This is a genomic window from Rhizobium sp. AG207R (assembly GCF_027109195.1).
Classification (GTDB): Bacteria; Pseudomonadota; Alphaproteobacteria; order Rhizobiales; family Rhizobiaceae; genus Rhizobium; species Rhizobium dioscoreae.
Map to the genome: position 1 here is coordinate 314366 of NZ_JAEPVT010000003.1, position 20513 is coordinate 334878.

Below are 20513 nucleotides of genomic sequence, written 5' to 3' on the forward strand. Positions count from 1 at the left end.
TCACATCTCCAAGGAGGGCAGGATGTTGGTTGAAATCGAGGCATTGAGCACGCCGGAGCCGATAAGCTCGCTGGCGGCTTTCAGGTCGTTCGCCATGTAGCGGTCCTCTTCCAGCGACGGCACGGCGGCGCGGATCGAAGCAATGGCAAGGGTCAGTTCCGGGCTGGTCGTCAGCGGCGCGCGCAGCTCGACGCCTTGGGCGGCGGTCAGCGCCTCGATGCCGATGATGCCGAAGAGGTTTTCGGTCATTTGCAGCAGGCGGCGCGCGCCATGACAGGCCATGGAAACATGGTCTTCCTGGTTGGCGGAGGTCGGGGTCGAGTCGACGGAGGCCGGATGCGACATCTGCTTGTTTTCGGACATCAGCGCCGCCGAGGTCACTTCGGCAATCATCAGGCCCGAGTTCAGGCCTGGCTTCTTGGCGAGGAAGGCCGGCAGGCCGTAGCTGAGCGCGGGATCGACGAGCAGCGCAATGCGGCGCTGTGCGATCGCGCCGATTTCGCAAACGGCGATCGCAATCTGGTCGGCAGCAAAGGCAACCGGCTCGGCATGGAAATTGCCGCCGGAAACGACAGAATTGTCAGACAGGACAAGCGGATTGTCGGTGACGGCATTGGCCTCGACTTCAAGCGTGCGGCCGACAGAGCGCAGGAGGTCGAGGCAGGCGCCATCGACCTGAGGCTGGCAGCGGATGCAATAGGGATCCTGCACACGCTCGTCGCCTTCGATATGGCTTTCGCGGATCACGGAACCGGCCAGCAGCCCGCGAAGGGCTGCGGCGGTATCGATCTGACCCTTATGGCCGCGCAGCGTATGAATATCGGGATGGAATGGGGCGGAGGAGCCCATCGCAGCATCCGTCGACATCGCGCCGGTGATGAGGGCGGCCTGGGCGGCACGATGGGCGCGGAAGAGACCCGCAAGCGCAAGACCGGTCGAGACTTGCGTACCGTTGATCAGCGCCAGCCCTTCCTTGGCGGCGAGCACGACCGGCGTCAGGCCGGCCTTTTCGAGCGCCGCCGCGCCGGAAAGCCGCTCGCCGGCATAAAAGGCTTCCCCATGCCCCATCATGACGGCGGTCATATGCGCGAGCGGCGCGAGATCGCCCGAAGCACCGACGGAACCCTTTTCGGGAATGACGGGGACGACGCCCTTTTCGAGCATGCCTTCGATCAGCCGCACCAACTCCAGCCGCACGCCGGAGGCACCGCGCCCGAGCGAAATGAGCTTCAGCGCCATGATGAGGCGAACGACGTTTTCAGGCAGCGGCTGACCGACGCCGCAGCAATGCGAGAGGATGAGATTGCGCTGGAGCGTCGCGACATCGGCGCTGTCGATCTTGATCGATGCCAGTTTGCCGAAGCCAGTGTTGATGCCGTAAACCGGCGCATTGCCGGCAGCGATTTCGGCAATACGGGCGGCCGCCTTGGCGATGCCGGCATCGAAGGACGCATCGAGCTTAGCCGGCTCACCGCTCCAATAGATCGTCGCCAGCTGCTGCAGCGAGACGGAACCCGGATGGAGAACGACAGTCATCGGTTGAACCTCTTTCCCTTAAAGACATGTGCATGGAGGGGATTGAAGCCGATGCGGTAGACCAGCTCCGCCAGGCTTTCGACATCCCAGATGGCAAAATCGGCCGACTTGCCGGCCTCGAGCGTCCCCGTTTCGCTCAGAAGACCAAGGGCACGCGCGCCTTCGCGGGTGGCGCCGGCGATGCATTCCTCGACCGTCAGGCGGAAAAGGGTGGCCGCCATGTTCATGGTCAGCAGCAGCGAGGTCAGCGGCGAAGTGCCGGGATTGGAGTCGGTCGCAATGGCGATCGAGACGCCCGCTTCACGCAGGGCCTGAACCGGCGGCTTCTGTTTCTCGTTGATGGCATAGAAGGCGCCGGGCAGCAGCACGGCAACCGTACCCGCCGCAGCCATCGCCTTGACGCCATCCTCATCGAGATATTCGACGTGATCGGCTGATAAAGCACCATAGGAGGCGGCAAGCTTGGCACCGCCGAGATTGGAAAGCTGTTCGGCATGCAGCTTCACCGGAATACCGAGCGACTTGGCAAGATCGAAGACGCGCGCGATTTCCGCCGTCGAAAAGGCGATGCCTTCGCAGAAGCCGTCGACGGCATCGACAAGACCTTCGGCATGGGCCTGGCTGAGGCCCGGCAGCACGACGTCAGTGATATAGTCGCCATTACGACCTTTATACTCCGCTGGCGCCGCATGCGCGCCGAGATACGAGGTGACGACGCGAACCGGGCGGACTGTCTCCAGCTTGCGCGCGGCCCGCAGCATCTTCAGTTCGGATTCAATGTTGAGGCCGTAACCTGACTTTACTTCGATTGTCGTTAGGCCTTCGGATAGCAGCGTATCGAGGCGCGGCAAGGCCACAGCGACAAGCTCATCCACCGACAGCGCCCGCGTTGCATTGACGGAGGAGACGATACCGCCGCCGGCACGGGCGATTTCTTCGTAGCTCGCGCCTTCCAACCGCATTTCGAATTCGCGGGCGCGATTGCCGCCATAAACGATATGCGTATGGCAATCCACGAGCCCGGGTGTCACCCAGCGCCCTTCGAGGTCGATGCTTTCGGCGCCCGATGTATCGGGCAGATCGGCCTCGCTGCCGGCAAAGACGATACGGCCGCCCTTGGTCAGGATCGCGCCCTTCTCGATAGTACCGAGCCGGGCCTCGCCCTCTTTCAAGGTTGCAAGGCGAGCGTTGCGCCAGACGCGGCTTGCCGTATCGCCGTCCTTGCCATCTTCGGAAAAATTATTCCCACCCATCAGCTTTACGCCTTTCCTCGTTGGCTCATAATGTATATACATAATCGAAAGGCTGACAAGAGGGATTTTGGACTCCATGTCCGAAAGGAAAGGGTGAGACCATGACGAGACTTCATGCACGCTCGGCACTGCTTGGCGACGGATGGCACGAGAATGTAAGGCTGACCCTCGAAGGCGGCCGCATCGCCGAGATCGCGACCGATGTCGCTCCCGAAGCCGGCGACGACAGGCAGGATGTTCTGGTTCCGGCGATGCCGAACCTGCACAGCCACGCCTTCCAGCGCGCCATGGCCGGCCTTGCCGAAGTCCGCGGCCCGGCCAATGACAGCTTCTGGAGCTGGCGCACCGTCATGTACAAATTCGCTTTGTCGATGACGCCGGACCATGTCGAGGCCGTCGCCGCACAGCTCTATATGGAAATGCTCGAAGCCGGCTTCTCCCGCGTCGGTGAATTCCACTATTTGCATCATGACAAGGATGGCAGCCATTATGCCAATATCGCCGAGCTGGCCGAGCGCATTGGCGCCGCCAGCTCCGAAACCGGCATTGCGCTGACGCTGCTGCCCGTCTTCTACGCTCATTCCGGCTTCGGCGGTGCCGCTCCCATCGACGGCCAGCGCCGCTTTATCAATTCGATCGAGAGCTTCGAAGCCCTTATGGCCGGCTGCCGCCCCGTCACGAGCCGCCTGCCTGGCGCCGAACTCGGCATCGCGCCGCACAGCCTGCGGGCCGTGACACCGGAAGAGCTGGCAAAGCTCGTGCCGATCGCCGGCGATGGGCCGATCCACATCCATGTCGCCGAGCAGGTGAAAGAAGTGGAGGATTGCATCGCCTGGTCGGGTGCCCGGCCGGTGCAATGGCTGCTCGACAATGCGCCCGTCAATGAGCGCTGGTGCCTGATCCATGCCACGCACATGACCGAGGATGAGACGCGGCGCATGGCTAGAAGCGGCGCGATCGCCGGCCTTTGCCCGATCACCGAAGCCAATCTCGGCGATGGCGTGTTCCCGGCACCGCTATTCTTGAAAGAAGGCGGCCACTACGGCGTCGGTTCCGATTCCAATATTCTCATCTCCGTGCCGGAGGAGTTGCGGCAGCTCGAATATTCGCAGCGCCTGGCGCTACGCGCCCGCAACGTCATTGCCACGACGGGCGGTTCGACCGCCCGCATGCTGTTCGACGGCACTCTGGCGGGCGGTGGCGCGGCTCTCAAGGCACCGGCCGGCCTCGCCGTCGGTAATCACGCCGATATCGTTTCGCTCGATGTAAGTGCGGTACCCTATCTCTCCGGCGACCGTATTCTCGATCACTGGACCTTCGCCGGCGGCGTCACCGTGGACGGCGTGTGGGCCCTGGGTAAAAAGCAGGTGGACGGGGGCCGACATCTGAGGAGAGAGGCAATCACCACGCGATTCCGCAAGGCGATGGCTGAACTTATCGGTTAAAAACCGCTTTTCCTCCCATCGATTGACCCCTAAATAACTTGCGGGAAATTCCATGTCTCACACGGAACAGATGGGTGGCATGACCACGAGCAAAGAGGCGACCCTCCATCAGCGCATCTTGAGCGATATCGAAGGCCGGATCGTTTCCGGCGCCTGGCCTCCAGGGCATCGCATCCCGTTCGAGATGGACCTGGCGGAGCAGTATGACTGCTCGCGCATGACGGTAAACAAGGTGCTGACCCAGCTTGCGCGTGCCGGCTTGATCGAGCGGCGAAAGCGCTCGGGCAGCTTCGTCACGCATCCGCAGGCACAATCCGCCGTGCTTGAGATTCACGACATCAAGTCCGAGGTCCTGTCACTCAATCTGCCCTACTCGCACAGGCTGATAAAGCGTGCCGAGCGGCGTGGGCGGCCGGAGGACGCGCGCAGGCTGCAGTTCGTCGGCTCTATCCCGGTGATAGAGATCACCTGCATCCACTATGCCGGTCCGCGCCCCTTCTGCCTGGAAAATCGCGTCATCAATCTCGACGCGGTGCCGGAAGCGGCGAAGGCAGACTTCGAAACGCTGCCGCCAGGCCCCTGGCTCCTCAACCAGGTGCCGTGGAGCACCGCCGAACATCAGATCCGTGCCATATCGGCCGAAGGCGACGCCGCCGCCAATCTCGATATCCAGAAGGGTGCGGCATGCCTCGTCGTCGAACGGCGCACCTGGAGCGCCGCCGGTCCGATAACCCATGTCCGCCTCACCTATCCCGGTGATCGTCACAGCCTTGTGGCGCGCTTTACGCCCGCAAGCTGACCATTCCCGGCGCCAACTTAGGGGCGCTGCGGCGACTCTGTCGGCGGCGGAATGAGGCTATCGGATTGCCGGACAGGCTGGGCAGGATCGACCAGCAGGATACTGAGCGCAATCAGAACCAGTGCCAGAATCAGGAGGATTCCGATCAAAAGCGGACGAATCGCGGTCATTTCGTTCTCCAATCTCCCCAGCCCAGCGACAAGCGCGATAGGGAATTCGAGATAACCAGCGCAGTCTAACGGTAAACGTTAAGCAATGCTTGATGTTCTGCGAAAAAATGGGCTTTTTCCAGGAATTTCTGCCCGCGCCGAACGGGATAGCAATCTCACGCTTGTTTGAATGGCGGGTGATGGAAGCGGCGCATAGGATCGCGATGTAGATGGCTTCGAAGCCGCCCCGCGGCTTCCGTCGACCAATTCCAACCTTCTTACCAAGCACGACCGGCGCATCGCGCGGCCGATATTTCAAGGGAGACCCCACCCATGGATCGCAAACGTCTGATCGCGGCTGCGCTGATGCTCTCCGTCCCCATGCTTGCCGCGTTGCAAAGCGCCGAGGCTGCCGAGCGTGTAAGGGTGCGTGGCACCGTGGAAAGCCTCGATGGCGACACGCTCAAGGTCAAGTCCCGCGACGGCAAGGACGTGACAGTCGCGCTGAGATCCGGCTGGAACGTCGGCGGCGTCGTCAAGGCCGCCGTCAGCGACATCAAGCCCGGCGACTTCGTCGGCATCGCCTCGCAGCCGACCGACAGCGGCATCAATGGCGCGATCGAAGTCGTCATCTTCCCGGCCTCGATGAAGGGAACCGGCGAAGGCGATCGCCCCTGGGATTCAGCGCCGAACAGCTCGATGACCAACGCCACGGTCGCCAATGCCGTGACGTCCGTCAGCGGCCCGACATTGACCCTCACCTACAAGGGCGGCGAACGCAAGATCAAGATTCCGGATGGCACGCCCGTAGTAACACTGACATCGGCAACGAAAGCAGATCTGAAGCCCGGTGCCGGCGTCTTCATCACCGGCGAGCAAACCGGCGAAACCACCGTCTCCGCCGACCGGGTTGCCGTCGGCCTCAACGGCACCGTGCCGCCGATGTGATCGCTCCGATCCAGTAACTCCTTTTCCCTTGTCGATGTCGGCGAACGACTGATACGCCGTGTCGTCGGCTCGACGCCATATGACGACGGCCGATAGTTATTCGCCGACATGCAGCATGGCCTCGGCCAACGAAATGTCCGACTTGATCTCCCGCGTCGACATCGACGTCACGGTATGCCGGACGCCCGGCAGCCGGTTGAGCTCCTGCCGAAGCAACCGGTCGAGCGCCGCCATATCGGTCGCCAGAATATGCAGGAGATAATCCGCCTCGCCCGTTGTCGCATGACAGCGCCAGATCAGCGGATGGCGGCGTACGGCGGCTTCGAAGGCATCGAAGCGCTCGACATCGATCGACACCTGCACGAAAGCCTCCAGCCCGAAGCCGAGCTTGGCCGGGTCGAGAAGCGTCCTGTATCCCCGGATCATACCCGCTTCCTCCAGCGCTTTTACGCGCTTCCAGCATGGCGTCTTGCTGAGACCGGCCAGATCGGCAAGCGCAGCAAAGGAGAGGCGGGCATCAGCCTCCAGCGCGGTAATGATCTTACGATCTACGGCATCCAACTCCATCGTTCTCTCCATAGCCACAAAGATGATCGATCGTACTCTATTTTTTCCAAAATGGATGACAAATAGGAACAATGTTCAAGCTGAATTTCGTATCCTTGAAAGCGAGCAAATATGCTGGACGGCCGAAGGCCGGAACAAAGGGGACGAAGATGCAGAAGAAAGACTATTACGCGCGCATCGAGGCGCCCGAAATGCGCGACTACGGCGTCTACCTACAGTGCGACAAGCTGCTCGCCTGTCAAAAGCCGTTGAACGGCATGGTCAACGGCGACGAACTGCAGTTCCAGATCGTCCATCAGGTCGAAGAACTCTGGATGAAGCTGATGGCCTATACGCTGGTCGATGTCATCGGCTTCATGGAGGAGCGCAACACGCATCGCGTCGTGACCCTTATGGGCCGCGTGCACCGGATCATGCGCATGATGACGACCCAGCTCGATCTTCTGGAAACCATGTCCCCGAAGGAATATCAGCAGATCCGCCTGCAGCTCGGCAATGGCAGCGGCCAGGAATCGCCCGGCTTCGGGTTTCTGCTGCGCATGCCACCGGATCTCTGGCACGCCTTCAAGGCGAACTATCTCGATGCCGCCGGCCTGACGGTCGCGGATATCTATGACGATAAATACGATCACGGCGACAGCTACGTGGTGGCCGAAGCGCTGGTCGAGTATGACGAACTGTTCCAGAAATTCCGCGCCAATCACATCTATCTGATTCAGCGCTCCATCGGCCTCGGCTCTAAATCGTTGAAAGGTCGTCCCGTGGAGCTGCTACAGGCCGGCACGCGCCATCGCTTCTTCCCCGATCTGTGGGATATTCGCCACGAAATGACCGATCGCTGGGGTGGCCAATATGGCGTCGTCCGCGATTCCATTTCCAAGCACGACGCGGCCGAATAGGTTCTGACCGGCGACCGTCTTCCGCCGCTTCGGTGGCGGAGGGCCGCCCGGACAAGATTAAGCGAGCTGCGCCAAGCCTCAGCACTCACGCTCTAAGACGCATCGGCCCGCCATGGGCAAAAGACACCGTCTCGCCGCTCGCAACCTCCTGGTTGATCCAACCTTCCCTTCACAGACGCAGGCATTACCAGCGCCGCCCACCCCGACACCCGTCTCCTAAAGCGCGTCGCGATCTTTCAGAGTCGTTTCCCGCGCTTTAGGTTTTTGATTTTGTGCATGTCGTTGTCGCAAAACCGCTGCACACTTTTGCGCGACATGCTTTAGGCAAACGACCGGCAGGCCACAGCCTCGGCTGGAAGCGATGCAATGACCATTGAAATATAGCCTATTGCATAATTTTGTTATCGGTCATATTTATTTAGTGGTCTCATAGCACGATCCTCCCGGAGCCCCGCATGACGCAAGTTCAGGAAGCTGCAGTACAGGGGCGCGCATGGCAGTTTGCCAGCCGCGACGAGGACGATCGTCCGAGCCTTCCCGAAGTCAATGCCACGGTTAAGGTTCCTCATGGCGGCAGCTGGATTCGGCGCCTGATTGCTTTCGTCGGCCCCGGTTACATGATCTCCGTCGGCTATATGGACCCCGGCAATTGGGCGACCGATCTCGCCGGCGGCGCGCAGTTCGGTTATACGCTTCTCACCGTCATCATGCTGTCGAACCTGATGGCGATCCTGCTGCAAGCGCTTTCCGCAAGGCTCGGCATCGCCACCGGCCGTGATCTCGCCCAAGCCTGTCGCGATCACTATCCACGGCCGGTCAATCTGGCACTGTGGTTCGCCTGCGAGCTCGCCATCATTGCCTGCGATCTTGCCGAAGTCATCGGTACGGCGATCGCATTGCAGCTGCTCTTCGGAATTCCGCTGATCGGCGGCGCGCTGATCACCGCGCTCGACGCATTTTTGTTGCTGCTGCTGATGAGCAAGGGCTTCCGCTACCTCGAAGCTTTCGTCATCGCGCTGCTGACCGTCATCGCCATCTGTTTTGCCATCCAGATCGCCGCGGCCGCACCGCCGGTGGCCGCGATCCTCCAAGGCTTCATCCCCTCGCCCGAAATCGTCACCAATCACGAGATGCTCTATATCGCCATGGGCATCATCGGCGCGACGGTCATGCCGCACAATCTCTATCTGCATTCCTCCATCGTCCAGACCCGCGCCTACAAACGCACTGAAGAGGGCCGTCGCGATGCGATCAAATGGGCAACCATCGACAGCACCGTCGCCCTCATGCTGGCGCTCTTCGTCAATGCCGCGATCCTGATCGTCGCAGCTGCCGCCTTCCACACCAGCGGCCATTCCGACGTCGCCGAGATCGGTCAGGCCTACGAGCTGTTGTCGCCGCTGCTCGGCCTCGGTATCGCCTCCACCCTTTTTGCGATCGCGTTGCTCGCATCCGGCCTCAACTCGACCGTAACGGCGACGCTTGCCGGCCAGATCGTGATGGAAGGCTTTCTCCGGCTCAGGATTCCGCACTGGGCAAGGCGACTTTTGACCCGCGGCCTCGCAATTATTCCGGTTGTGTGCGTGACCGCCATTTATGGTGAAAAGGGCACTGCGAACCTGCTCGTGCTGAGCCAGGTCGTGCTATCAATGCAATTGCCCTTTGCCGTCATTCCACTGGTCCAATTTGCCACGAATCGCGAGAAAATGGGCAGTTTCGTCATCCCCAGAAGCGTCGCGGTTCTCTCGTGGATAGTTGCCGCGATCATCCTGGCACTGAACTTCAAACTGCTCTACGACACCATCTTCGGTTGACGAATCATCTTGAACGCGCAAATCTCGCCCTGTGGATGATCACGGCAGTTAACCGACTCGTAATATTTGCCTAGATTTTGCCATGATTTGCCCTAGTTTGGGCCCACCGCAATCTGCAGGGTTCCTCACTTCATGGCCGAAAGTCCATTGCGCGTTCAATTTCCTGCAGAGGCTGCGATCCAGGCGCGGCCGCATCACGATTTTCATATTCCCTTTCTGCCGCGCTCTGCCCATCTTCGCCACCTGATCGTCATCGGTCTCGCAGGCACTGCCTCCTTCGGCCTGCTCGCCACCGTGCTCTATCCCCTGCTGGCGCGTCACACGATCGAACGGGCGACGCCGGTGCGCACGGCCCAGCTCGCGCGCTCTCAACCAGCCATGCGCAAAGCCAGCCGGCTGGCTGCAAAACAGCGCTTCGACGGCGCCCGCTTTGCGCAGGTGGCCGAAAAATTATCCAGCGGCGAAACCCGCATTTTCACCTATCATCGCACGACGCTGGTCTTCAAATCCGACGAAACCGCCCTGGCACGTGACGGCGGGGGCGCCATGAGTGCCTCCTATGGCGACGAACGCGCCGACAATGTGGCATTTTCGCCGCCTTCGCTTTCCGATATCCGCCACGGCATCTATCCGCAGACCACGCATTACGATGCCGTGCGCCGCTCTCGCTTTCCGGTTCGCGGCGTGCCGCTGAACGTCAGCGTAGCGCGCGCGACGACCGGCGAAGCCGGGCGCGAGTTCCACAGGCTCGTATCCATGCCGAAGGACAAGCAGGATCTTCAGGATATCCTGGCGTCTGCCGGCCTCGGCAGCGACGCCGGCGACGAGCTGCAGCGCGCCCTGGAGACCGATACCGTTTCCCCCGGCGACAGCCTGGAACTGCTGCTTGAGAAAAAAGGCCCCAATGCCCGCCCGAAGCTGATCATGGCGCGCCTCAGCGGCGACAAGACGCCAGAGCGCGTCGTTGCCCGCGATGATGCCAATGGCTTTGTTCCGATGGCCAATGACAGGCTGTTTTCCACGCTCTACAGCGAAAGCCAGGCCGAAGCTCCATCCTCGACGGAGGTCGCCGCGGTCGATTTGAAGGGTGTCGACGAGAGCGACGAGCGGGCAGTCAGCGACAAGCTCGAAAGAGCCGGCCTCACCAAGGAATATGCCTCGCAGCTCATCAAGCTCGCCAAGGCCAAGGGCATTTCGCTCACCAGCATCGATGATGCTCCCGACAGCGTCGACCTGCTCTTCCGCAAGGCGGAAGATGGCCGCACCGAACTGATGTTCATCGAATTCCATGCCGACGGCGACACGCATCGTTTCTATCTGCATAAGAATGAAGGCGAAGGCCCCTCGGAATTCTACGACGAGAGCGGCCACTCGATCGCGAAGTCGCTTGTGCACCGGCCCGTGCCGAATGGCACGCTTGGTGACGGCTTTGCCTGGCGCATCCATCCCATTCTCGGTGTGAAGAAATTCCACAACGGCGTCGATTTCCGTGCGCCGATGGGAAGCCCCATCCAGGCCGCCGGCGACGGCGTCGTCGAAAAGATCTCCTGGGAAACCGGCTACGGCAAATATGTCCGCATCCGCCACGACGGCGGCTACGAGACCACCTATGCCCATATTTCGGCAACGCCGTCGGATCTTCGCGTCGGCCAGCGCGTCACCCAGGGCCAGGTCATCGCCTATGTCGGCTCGACGGGCTACTCCACCGGCCCGCATCTCTATTACGAACTGCGCGTCAACGGCCGTTACGAAAATCCGCTGACAGCGCAATTGCCCGCCGGCACCAATCTAACCGGCAAGTCGCTCGACAGCCTGCGCTCACAGGTCAACCACGTCGAGAACATCATGAGCTACCTCGACGTTCCGCCGGCTCGCGGCAATCCCTCCGCCCCCTTCGCCAACTTCGAGCAGGGGCCGAGCTTCGGGCCGAATTCAGGATCGGATTTCGGACTGAATTTGGGACCGGGCTTTGGGCCGAGCCATTTCGGCGCGCCGTCTCCATAAGCCAGCCAGAAATCCGCACGAACGTCCTTCCCGATCCTTGCAAACCCGATTCCCGCGGGCGGCAATGGCGCCTCGATGACGAATGCGATAACAATCCTTCTGTATTTCGCCATGGAGAAGATATCGCCGCGCGCCATCTGACGCGATGCCGGATATCCTCACATGGTAACCTGCAAGGAGCAGAAATTGGCGCGCAAGCCGTTGCCGGAACCAAAACCCATGCTGCCGAATGAAAGCAGGCGTCTGCGCGCAGATGCGCGACGCAACTATGGCAAGTTGATCGAAGTTGCAGCACAAGCTTTCGCCAGCCATGGCACCGCCGCCTCCCTGGAAGACATAGCTCGCCGCGCGGATGTCGGCATTGGCACGCTCTATCGCCATTTTCCGAGCCGGGAACACCTGGTGGAAGCGGTTTATCATCACGAAGTCGAAGCACTGTGCGATGCCGCCGAAGAACTTTCACGCGAGCGCCCACCGGATGAAGCTCTGGAGGAATGGATGCATCGCTTCGTCGGTTACATCGCGACGAAGCGGGGCATGGCCGACAGTCTGCGCATCCTTTTCAACAGCAATTCCAAGCTCTTCGCCGACAGTTACGGCAAGGTGCCGGTCGCGCTCGCAAGTCTCATCGACCGCGCAGTCGCCGCCGGCGCGATCCGCACCGACGTCGACAGTACCGACGTGCTGCAGGCACTTTCCGGCACCTATTCCATGCCCGATTCACCGGAATGGTATGACCGATCCCGCCGCCTCGTACGCCTCCTCATGGATGGCCTACGCTGGGGGGCCTTGAAAACGCCGGGGTCGCAAGGGACCTGATAATCGGCAGGATGCTTCCTATATCCCTTTGAACTGAGATTGTCAGGCGAGTTTGGTTCTGCTGCAGTTTCGTGCATGGCCCCGCATCGCGGGGAGAGGGCTAGGGTGAGGGGTAGACCACATAAGCGGCAGCAGAACCAAACTCATCTGACATTCACCAAAGTTGAGGAGAGCCAGAATGTCCGAAAGAGCAGTCAAGATCCCCGGTCCCGATCATCCAATCACGATCGAGGAAAAGCAGGCCCATGTCATCGTCTCCGTCGCCGGCAAGGTGATCGCCGATACGCATGAGGCCCTTTCGCTCAAGGAAGCATCCTATCCAGCCGTCATCTATATCCCGCGCAGGGATGTCGACATGTCCTCGCTGGAAAAGACCAGCCACGAAACCTACTGCCCCTACAAGGGCGAATGCTCCTATTACAGCATTCCGGCCGGCGGCGAGCGCTCGGTTAATGCCATATGGAGCTATGAAAACCCCTATCCATCCGTCAGCCGGATCAAGGATTACATGGCCTTCTATGCCGATCGCGTCGATTCCATCGATGTGAGAACCTAAAGAGCCAGGCCGCTCGCGGCGTCGAAGACATAGACCTGCTCCGGGCTCACCGAGACATTCAGCGGCTGCCCATAGCGCACCGGCGCCTCGCCATCGACAACAGCCGTCACCTGTTCGCCGGCAAGGTCGAAGAGCACGTGTGTCTGGGCGCCGGTCGGCTCGACCAACAGCGTCTGACCGGTAAGGGGCGAACCGGCACTTGCAAGGCTCAGATGCTCGGGCCTCAAACCAACCTTCACGCTCTGGCCCGCCTTCACCTTGCGTTCCCCAGCGATGCGGATCGGCGTGCTGTCCTTCAGCCGCACGGCAGGAACGCCCTCGACGCCTTCGACCACGCCATCGAGAAAATTCATGGCCGGCGAGCCGATGAAGCCGGCGACGAAGAGATTGGCCGGCTTGCGATAAAGTTCGATTGGCGTGCCTTGCTGCTCGATGCGGCCCTGGTTCAACACCACGATCCGGTCGGCCAGCGTCATCGCCTCGATCTGGTCATGGGTGACGTAGATCGAGGTCGTCTGCACCTTCTGATGCAGTGCCTTGATCTCGGAGCGCATCTGCACGCGCAGCTTCGCATCGAGGTTGGAGAGCGGCTCGTCGAACAGGAAGACGGCGGGATTGCGCACGATGGCGCGGCCCATGGCGACGCGCTGGCGTTGACCACCGGAAAGCTGCGCCGGCTTGCGGTCGAGCAGCTTGGTGAGATCGAGCATGCGTGCGGCTTCATTGACCCGCTGTTCGATCACCTGCTTGGTCTCGCCCGAAAGCTTCAGGTTGAAGCCCATATTCTCGGCGACCGTCATATGCGGATAAAGCGCGTAGGATTGAAAGACCATGGCGATGTTACGCTCGCGCGGCGTCATCGAGTTGACCACCTGCCCGCCGATCGACACATCGCCATCGGTGATTTCCTCCAATCCGGCGATCATCCGCAGAAGCGTGGATTTGCCGCAACCGGAGGGGCCGACGAGCGCGATGAACTCTCCGTCCTCGATCGAAAGCGAGATATCGTGGATGACGGTCAGCGCCCCATAGGCCTTGTGGATGTTATGCAGTTCGACGGATGCCATGTTGTTTGCGCTCCAGTAAGGCTCAGGATTTCACGGCGCCGGCAGTCAGACCGGCAATGATGTGCTTCTGCGCCAGGAAGAAGACGATGACCGTGGGCAGGATGGTCAGCGTGATGAAGGCGAGCACCAGCTCCCATTCCGTGCCGAATTCGCCGCTATAGACCATCATGCCGAGCGGCCAGGGATAGATCGAATCCGAGTTCAGCATGATCAGCGGCAGGATATAGCTGTTCCAGCTGCCGACGAAGGAGATGATGCTGACGGTCGCGATGATCGGCCGCGAAAGCGGCAGCGAGATATGCCAGAAGAAACGGATATAGCCGCAACCGTCGACAAAGGCCGCCTGGAACAATTCTTCCGGAAGGTTTCGAAAATAATTCCGGAAGAGCAGGATGCTCATACCGAGGCCGAACGCCACCTGCGGCAGCACGACGCCCCAATAGGTGTTGAGCAGGCCGAGATCGCGGATGCGGATGAAGAGCGGCAGGATGGCGGTGGCGGCCGGAAACATCAGGCCAATGAGGAAATAGTTCAGCAGGAAATTCGAGCCGAAGAATTTCACATGCGCGAAAGCGAAGGCGGCCATGGCCGAGACCGACAGCGTCAGGAACACTGTCAGCACGGCGATGATCAGAGAATTCATCATCTGCCGCCAGTAGCGGTCGCCGAACAGAATGCCGGTATAATTCTCGAAATGCCACTCGGCCGGCAGACCAAACGGGTTGGTGCGGAGATCGCCGAGCGTCTTGAAGCCGCCGAGCGCCGTCGTCAGCAGCGGGATCAGCACGATCGCGGCAATGATGGTCAGCGACACATAGAGATAGATCTTTGTGCCGGTGGTCAGTCGAACGGATGAGGCCAGATCAGTCATTGCGCATAAATATCCGTTTATAGCCGAAGGCGAGGGTGACGCAGATCACGAACAGAACGACGCCGACGGCGCTGCCGAGTCCGACCTGCATGCGGGTGACGCCGAAATTGTAGAGGAAGGTCACCATCGTCTGGGTCGAGTTGAACGGGCCGCCGCCGGTGAGCGGCATGATCATGTCGAAGAGCTGCAGCGATCCTACGACAGCGAAGAAGACAGACAGACGCAGCGTCGAGCCGAGCAGCGGCAGCGTCACGTAGCGGAATTTCTGCCAGCCGGTAGCGCCGTCGATCTCGGCCGCCTCGAGCACGCTCTTGTCCAGCGACTGCATACCGGCGATGAAGAGCATCATGTGAAAACCGAAATATTTCCACACGATCACGCCGAGCACGGCATACATCGCGAGATCCTTATCGGCGAGCACGTAGGGCGTTGGCGTGCCGAGGAAATGCGCGATCGCGGCAAACAGGCCGTAGTCGCCGTCATAGACGAAGCGCCAGATCAGACCGGCAGCCACTTCGGCCAGCACGTAAGGCAGAAAGAAGATCAGCCGGAAAAGCACTACGCCGCGAATGCGGTGCGCCAGCATCGTCGCGAGCCAAATGGCAAGCGGCACCTGGATGGCGATCGACACGACGATGATCAGCGCATTGTTCTTGAGCGACGTCAGAAAGGCGCCATTCTTGAAGAGAACCTGGAAATTGCGCAGCCCGACGAACTCGGTCGGCGGGCCGTAGCCGTTCCAGCGATAGAGGCTGTACCAGGCAGCTTCACCCATCGGCAGGATGACGAAAATGGTGAAAAGCAGCAGCGCCGGTGGCAGGAACAGCAGAATGACGGGCAGGCGGCCACGCGCCGCCGGCGACTTTCGTTTCGCTGCGGGTCTTACTCTTGCGACGGAAGGCATGGCGGTCGTGGCGCTGACATCGGTCATGGGCAGTCTCGACAGTTGCAATTCAAAGAAGAACCGGCGCCGGCACAAGGGAGAGGCCGGCGCCGGAGGGCGCTAGAGCTGGTCCTGCTCGAAGGCATCCTGGACCTGCTGCGCGCCATCCTTCGGCGAAATCTGGCCGGAGACGATGCCGACGGCCACATCGTTGACGACGCGGCCGACCGAGGGGCCGAGATCCTGGTCGAAGAAGTTCTGATGCCAAGTCGAATGCGCCAGCTGGTCGGCAGCCTCGTGCATCAGCGGACCCTTGACGCCATCTTCCGCACCGACGGCAACCGGGATGATCATGCCGGCTTGCGCCATGGTGCGCTCGTTTTCGGCATTGGTGAGATAAGCGAGGAAATCGAGCGCCTCGGGCGGGGCTTTCTTGGTGACAGCCCAGCCGTTCAGCCCGCCGAGCGTATCAGTCGGAAGGCCGGCACCGCCGGTCACGGCCGGGAAGGCGAAGCGGCCGATATTGTCATCCGCCAGACCCTTGCCGTCACCGGAATTGGTGCGCTGGTTGGCAACGGTATTTTCGAAGCCGAGGATCATTGCAGCCTTGCCGTCGCCGAAGACGCCGAGCGCCTGCGGCCAGGTGGTGCCGAGATAGCCGGGCTGGAAAGGTTCGAGCTTGCCGAGCTCTGCAAGCTGTTCGCCGGCCTTGATGATAGCCGGATCGTTGAAGCCGTTGCCCTTGCCGTTCTTGGCGTCGTTGAAGACCTGCTGACCGCCGTCGCGCATCACCAGATAGCTCCAGTAGAAATGGATCGGCCATTTCTCTCCGCCGCCGCCGGCGATCGGCGCAATACCGGCAGCCTTGATCTTCTTGACTGCGGCCAGATAATCGTCCCAGGTCTTGATAGAGCTCGCATCGACGCCAGCCTTGGCGAACAGCGCCTTGTTATAGAAGAAGGAAACCGTGCCGAGCTTATACGGAACGGCGCTGATTTTGCCGTCGAAGGTCAGGCCCTTGATGGCCGCCTGATTGTAGCTCTTGAGCCAAGCGCCATCCTTGGCGTTCATTGCCGAAGTCAGATCCAGCAGCGCGCCGGTCTGCTGCTGCTGCTTCAAGACACCACCGCCCCAGCTGAAGAAGAAATCGGGCGCGTCCTTCGATTGCAGCAATGTCGGCAGCTTCGCCTTGAACGCCTCATTGGCCAGGAACTGCATCTCTATCTTTGTGCCGGGATGCTTGGCCTCATACTGATCCGCGATCTTGCGCCAGACGGCGACATAATTCGGATCGGTTTCCAGATGCAGCCATTTGACGACGGTATCGGCAGCAGCGCCCGTCGCGCCGGCGAGAATCGCCAGTCCAGTCGTGGCGGCGACAGCCGCGATGCGAAGGGCTTTGGCCCCGCGTAGATGGATCATGATTTTCTCCTCCCAAGGGAACCAAGAGCCTCAGATATTTTTTCCCTTATGCGGAATAATTCAACGGAGCTTTGCTGAAATGTCAACCGCCAACGCTAAATTTTCGGCAGACCGTCTGCAAAATGGCTTGACATTGGGCAATGGCCATAGGCTATTTAATTCGCATTCCGTTAAAAATATCAGGCCGCAGCCGAGCGGGTCCGTCATTCGGCGCCATTCTCATGAAAACAGCAGATCCCGAGCTTATGCGGGCGATAAACCGCTTCAATGTGCTGGATACGATCCGGCGGGCGGGCTCCATCGCACGTATCGAAATCAGCGACCGCACCCAGCTTTCCACGACCACAGTCTCGGCAATCACGGCCTCGCTGCTGGATGACGGGCTGATCCTGGCCCGCACCGAAGGCGACCTGCGCGAGGCGGCCAGCCGCGGCCGGCCCCGCGTCATGCTGGAGCTCAACCCGGATGCCGCGCGCGTCGTCGGTGCGAAAATCGCCGCCAATCGCATGGTCTTCGTCGTGACGGACTTTTGCGGCGAGGTTCTCTCGACGCTGACACTGGCGCTGCGCGTCGACCGCCAACCGATCGGCGTTATCGCCGATCTCCTCGAGGATGGCGTGCGCCGCTGCGTCGTTGACGCCAATCTGGCGCTGGACGAGATCGATTCCGTCTGCCTCGGCCTGCCCGGTGTCGTCGAGCACCGCACCGGCCATGTCCGCACCAGCCCGATCTTCCGAGAAGCCGGCGTCGATTTCGCCAAGGAAATGTCGGAGCGGCTGGGCGTGACCACCATCGTCGAAAGCGATGCACATGCCATCACGCTCGCGCACCACTGGTTCGGCAAGGCGAGAGACCTGGACGACATGGTACTGGTATCGCTAGAGCAGACGCTGGGCCTGGGTGTTCTGCATGGCGGCCAGCTCTTTCGCGGCGCCGGCGGCCTCAGCCACAACCTTGGCGACCTCGTTCTCGGCATGGGACCACAGGGCATCATTCGTTTGGCAAGCCTTGCCGGCGAGAGCGCCATTCTCGGCGATCAGCCGAGCGGCCGTTTTGCCGAAGCCATCCGCCTCGGACGCGGAATGGCGCATGCCAAGACGCTGATCGATGCCGAGGATGTCTCGCTCATCAGCGCGGCCATTCGTGCCGGCGAGGCCTGCGGCATGGCGCTCGCCAACATCGTCACGCTGTTTGCCCCGCCGCGCGTCATTCTCGTGGGTTCGAGCCTGGCGCTCGGCCAGCCCTTCCTCGACAGCCTGCGGGAGGCCTATTCACTGGCTATTCCACCGTCGATCAGGGGTGTGACCGAACTGGTTTTCGACCAGTCGACCGACGAGACCTGGGCGCAGGGCGCCGCCGTCGTGGCACTGCGCGAACTCTACGAATCGCCCTGGGGAACGACGGGGCCGGCACCGGCCCTGTGATTTCGCAAGACAGCAAAGACAATTCATCTGGAGGAATCTTATGAACAAGGTCGGCATCGGCATCATCGGCTGCGGGAACATTTCCGGCGCCTATCTCACCGCCATGAAATCCTTTCCCATTCTCGACATCAAAGGTGTCGCCGACCTCAATCGCGAGCTCGCCGAGGCAAAGGCCGCTGAATTCGGCTTGAAAGCGGTCGACATCGCCACGTTGCTGGCGGACCCATCGATCGAGATCATCGTCAACCTGACCATTCCGAAGGCGCATGTCGCCGTCGGCCTGCAGGCGCTCGAAGCCGGCAAACACACCTATTCGGAAAAGCCGCTCGGCATCAATTTCGCCGAAGGCAAGAAGCTGGCGGATGCCGCTGCCGCCAAGGGGCTGCGCATCGGCGCTGCCCCCGATACCTTCCTCGGCGGCGGTCACCAGGCGGCGCGCGCCATCATCGACGAGGGCGCGATCGGCATCCCGGTCGGTGGCACCGCCACCTTCATGTGCCCCGGCCATGAGCGCTGGCATCCGAATCCGGCTTTCTATTATGAAGTCGGTGGCGGCCCGATGCTCGATATGGGTCCCTATTACATCACCGATCTCGTCAATCTGCTCGGTCCCGTTTCCCAAGTCGCAGGCTTTGCCGTCACGCCGCGCAAGGAACGCATCATCACCAGCGAACCTCGTAATGGGGAACGCATCCCCGTGCATGTGCCGACACACGTCGCCGGTGTCATGGCCTTTGCCAATGGCGCGGTCGTCCAGATCGGCATGAGCTTCGATGTCGCCGGCCACAAGCATGTTCCACTCGAAGTCTACGGCACCGAAGGCACGCTAATCGTGCCCGATCCCAACCGCTTCGGCGGCCCGGTGGAGTTTTTGAAGAAGGGCGGCGAATTTGCCGAGCGCGAGATCACCGCGCCCTATGCCGACGGCAATTACCGTTCGCTCGGCGTCGCCGATCTGGCGCACGCCATCCGCTCGAACCGTCCCCACCGCGCCAATGGCAGCCTCGCGCTGCATGTGCTCGAGGTCATGGAAGCCTTCCAGACGGCTTCCGATACGGGTCGCACGGTCGCCATCACGACGCAAACGGAGCGTCCCGCCCCTCTGTCCGAATCCCTGGTGGATGGGCAGATCGGCCGCTAACCAAGTAATTTCAGGAGGATTATCATGCGTGAAGCACTTATCGTCTGGGGCGGCTGGAGCGGCCACGAACCGCAGGAATGCGCCCACATCATCCGCGACATGCTGGAAGAGGACGGTTTCAAGGTCTATCTCGAAAACAGCACCGAGGCCTTTGCCGACCCTTCGATCCATGATCTTAGCCTGATCGTGCCGATCGTCACCATGTCGAAGATCGAGAAGGAGGAGGTGAAGAACCTCGCCGCTGCGATCGAAAGCGGCGTCGGCATAGCCGGCTATCATGGCGGTGCTGGCGATAGTTTCCGCGAGAGCGTCGAGTACCAGTTCATCATCGGCGGCCAATGGGTCGCCCATCCCGGCAATATCATCGACTATACGGTCAATATCACCCGCCCGGACGATCCGATCATGGAGGGGATTACCGATTTCCCCTACACGTCGGAGCAATATTACATGCATGTCGACCCCTCGAACGAGGTGCTGGCGACCACCACCTTCACCGGCGATCATGCCTACTGGATCGACGGCGTCGTCATGCCGGTCGCATGGAAGCGCAAATACGGCCAGGGCCGCGTTTTCTATTCCTCGCTCGGCCATCAGGCCAAGGAATTCGACGTCCCGCAGATGAAGACCATCTTCCGCCGCGGCGCCAACTGGGCGGCGCGCTAAGTCCCGTCCATTTCGAAAACTGCCGCTCCTCATAATGCTTGAGGGGCGGTTCTGCGTCGGTAAACGATGACGGCGCGAGCGCGCACATGGCAGATTTCATCGCTTCGAGCAAATGATAAGCAGGCAGGGCAGACGCCCGTGAATGGAGCTTGGGCATGAGCTCCATCCCGCATCCTGCCATCGATCACCTTCCCTATTCACCGCCGGATATTGCAGATCCTGCCTCGCACTCAGTGCCAGGCTCCGAAAC

At 61.0% G+C, this 20513-nt stretch carries 19 protein-coding genes; 11 read left to right on the forward strand and 8 right to left on the reverse strand.

Translation table 11 applies throughout. The features are described from left to right. The gene (hutH, locus tag JJQ51_RS09030) at positions 1-1536 is read right to left on the reverse strand and encodes a histidine ammonia-lyase (RefSeq protein WP_113331566.1); all 1536 of its coding nucleotides are present in this window, start codon (positions 1534-1536) and stop codon (positions 1-3) included. Beyond that, complete coding sequence (gene hutI / locus JJQ51_RS09035) at positions 1533-2789, reverse strand: imidazolonepropionase (protein ID WP_113331565.1); 1257 nt, start codon at positions 2787-2789, stop codon at positions 1533-1535. The genes hutH and hutI overlap by 4 nt, the downstream gene beginning before the upstream one ends. A 101-nt stretch (positions 2790-2890) precedes the next feature. Between hutI and JJQ51_RS09040 the strand changes: the two genes are divergently transcribed. Together JJQ51_RS09040 and hutC are read left to right on the forward strand one after the other, a co-directional pair. Further along, positions 2891-4234 (forward strand): formimidoylglutamate deiminase, encoded by a 1344-nt coding sequence (locus tag JJQ51_RS09040; protein ID WP_269244602.1) that lies wholly within the window; start codon positions 2891-2893, stop codon positions 4232-4234. Between the two features lie 79 nt (positions 4235-4313). After that, a complete protein-coding gene (gene hutC / locus JJQ51_RS09045) occupies positions 4314-5033 on the forward strand; it encodes a histidine utilization repressor (RefSeq protein ID WP_113331602.1) in 720 nt (239 codons plus the stop codon). Between the two features lie 17 nt (positions 5034-5050). On the opposite strand, the gene JJQ51_RS09050 is transcribed toward hutC, so the two are convergent. Then, positions 5051-5203 carry a hypothetical protein gene (locus tag JJQ51_RS09050; RefSeq protein ID WP_173002556.1) on the reverse strand — a complete coding sequence of 51 codons (153 nt, stop codon included), beginning with the start codon at positions 5201-5203 and terminating at the stop codon, positions 5051-5053. Between the two features lie 312 nt (positions 5204-5515). On the opposite strand from JJQ51_RS09050, the gene JJQ51_RS09055 reads away from it, so the two are divergent. Continuing rightward, positions 5516-6130: a hypothetical protein gene (locus tag JJQ51_RS09055; RefSeq protein ID WP_113331563.1), complete on the forward strand. Its 615-nt coding sequence runs from the start codon at positions 5516-5518 to the stop codon at positions 6128-6130. Between the two features lie 96 nt (positions 6131-6226). Here the strand turns inward: JJQ51_RS09055 and JJQ51_RS09060 are convergent, their stop codons facing one another. Then, positions 6227-6697 carry an Lrp/AsnC family transcriptional regulator gene (locus JJQ51_RS09060; RefSeq protein ID WP_113331562.1) on the reverse strand — a complete coding sequence of 157 codons (471 nt, stop codon included), beginning with the start codon at positions 6695-6697 and terminating at the stop codon, positions 6227-6229. 149 nt (positions 6698-6846) lie between these two features. On the opposite strand from JJQ51_RS09060, the gene JJQ51_RS09065 reads away from it, so the two are divergent. The 5 genes from JJQ51_RS09065 to JJQ51_RS09085 all read left to right on the forward strand — a co-directional run bounded on the left by JJQ51_RS09065 (position 6847) and on the right by JJQ51_RS09085 (position 12789). Next, positions 6847-7596: a tryptophan 2,3-dioxygenase family protein gene (locus JJQ51_RS09065; protein WP_069611656.1), complete on the forward strand. Its 750-nt coding sequence runs from the start codon at positions 6847-6849 to the stop codon at positions 7594-7596. Positions 7597-8051: 455 nt separating this feature from the next. After that, positions 8052-9410 carry an Nramp family divalent metal transporter gene (locus JJQ51_RS09070; protein WP_113421200.1) on the forward strand — a complete coding sequence of 453 codons (1359 nt, stop codon included), beginning with the start codon at positions 8052-8054 and terminating at the stop codon, positions 9408-9410. A gap of 132 nt (positions 9411-9542) precedes the next feature. Beyond that, a complete protein-coding gene (locus tag JJQ51_RS09075) occupies positions 9543-11414 on the forward strand; it encodes a M23 family metallopeptidase (RefSeq protein ID WP_152095758.1) in 1872 nt (623 codons plus the stop codon). A 162-nt stretch (positions 11415-11576) separates the two neighbouring features. Continuing rightward, a complete protein-coding gene (locus JJQ51_RS09080) occupies positions 11577-12233 on the forward strand; it encodes a TetR/AcrR family transcriptional regulator (RefSeq protein WP_113353759.1) in 657 nt (218 codons plus the stop codon). Positions 12234-12411: 178 nt separating this feature from the next. Continuing rightward, positions 12412-12789, forward strand: a complete 378-nt coding sequence (locus tag JJQ51_RS09085; RefSeq protein ID WP_113421202.1) for a DUF427 domain-containing protein — start codon at positions 12412-12414, stop codon at positions 12787-12789. On the opposite strand, the gene JJQ51_RS09090 is transcribed toward JJQ51_RS09085, so the two are convergent. From JJQ51_RS09090 to JJQ51_RS09105, 4 genes are all read right to left on the reverse strand, one after another. Further along, entirely contained in the window at positions 12786-13856 is a 1071-nt protein-coding gene (locus tag JJQ51_RS09090) for an ABC transporter ATP-binding protein (RefSeq protein ID WP_113331557.1), read from the reverse strand. The genes JJQ51_RS09085 and JJQ51_RS09090 overlap by 4 nt on opposite strands. Positions 13857-13878: 22 nt before the next feature. Next, complete coding sequence (locus JJQ51_RS09095) at positions 13879-14727, reverse strand: carbohydrate ABC transporter permease (RefSeq protein ID WP_015341575.1); 849 nt, start codon at positions 14725-14727, stop codon at positions 13879-13881. Continuing rightward, positions 14720-15658: a carbohydrate ABC transporter permease gene (locus JJQ51_RS09100; RefSeq protein WP_113331556.1), complete on the reverse strand. Its 939-nt coding sequence runs from the start codon at positions 15656-15658 to the stop codon at positions 14720-14722. The genes JJQ51_RS09095 and JJQ51_RS09100 overlap by 8 nt, the downstream gene beginning before the upstream one ends. A gap of 72 nt (positions 15659-15730) precedes the next feature. Further along, the gene (locus JJQ51_RS09105; RefSeq protein ID WP_145321946.1) at positions 15731-17032 is read right to left on the reverse strand and encodes an ABC transporter substrate-binding protein; all 1302 of its coding nucleotides are present in this window, start codon (positions 17030-17032) and stop codon (positions 15731-15733) included. A gap of 221 nt (positions 17033-17253) precedes the next feature. On the opposite strand from JJQ51_RS09105, the gene JJQ51_RS09110 reads away from it, so the two are divergent. The 3 genes from JJQ51_RS09110 to JJQ51_RS09120 are packed head-to-tail and all read left to right on the forward strand — an operon-like array spanning position 17254 to position 20263. Next, positions 17254-18456 carry an ROK family transcriptional regulator gene (locus tag JJQ51_RS09110; protein WP_113353764.1) on the forward strand — a complete coding sequence of 401 codons (1203 nt, stop codon included), beginning with the start codon at positions 17254-17256 and terminating at the stop codon, positions 18454-18456. Positions 18457-18496: 40 nt separating this feature from the next. Further along, complete coding sequence (locus JJQ51_RS09115) at positions 18497-19597, forward strand: Gfo/Idh/MocA family protein (RefSeq protein ID WP_269244603.1); 1101 nt, start codon at positions 18497-18499, stop codon at positions 19595-19597. 24 nt (positions 19598-19621) lie between these two features. After that, on the forward strand, positions 19622-20263 hold the full coding sequence (locus JJQ51_RS09120) for a ThuA domain-containing protein (RefSeq protein ID WP_113331552.1): 642 nt from the start codon (positions 19622-19624) through the stop codon (positions 20261-20263). Positions 20264-20513: the final 250 nt, after the last annotated feature.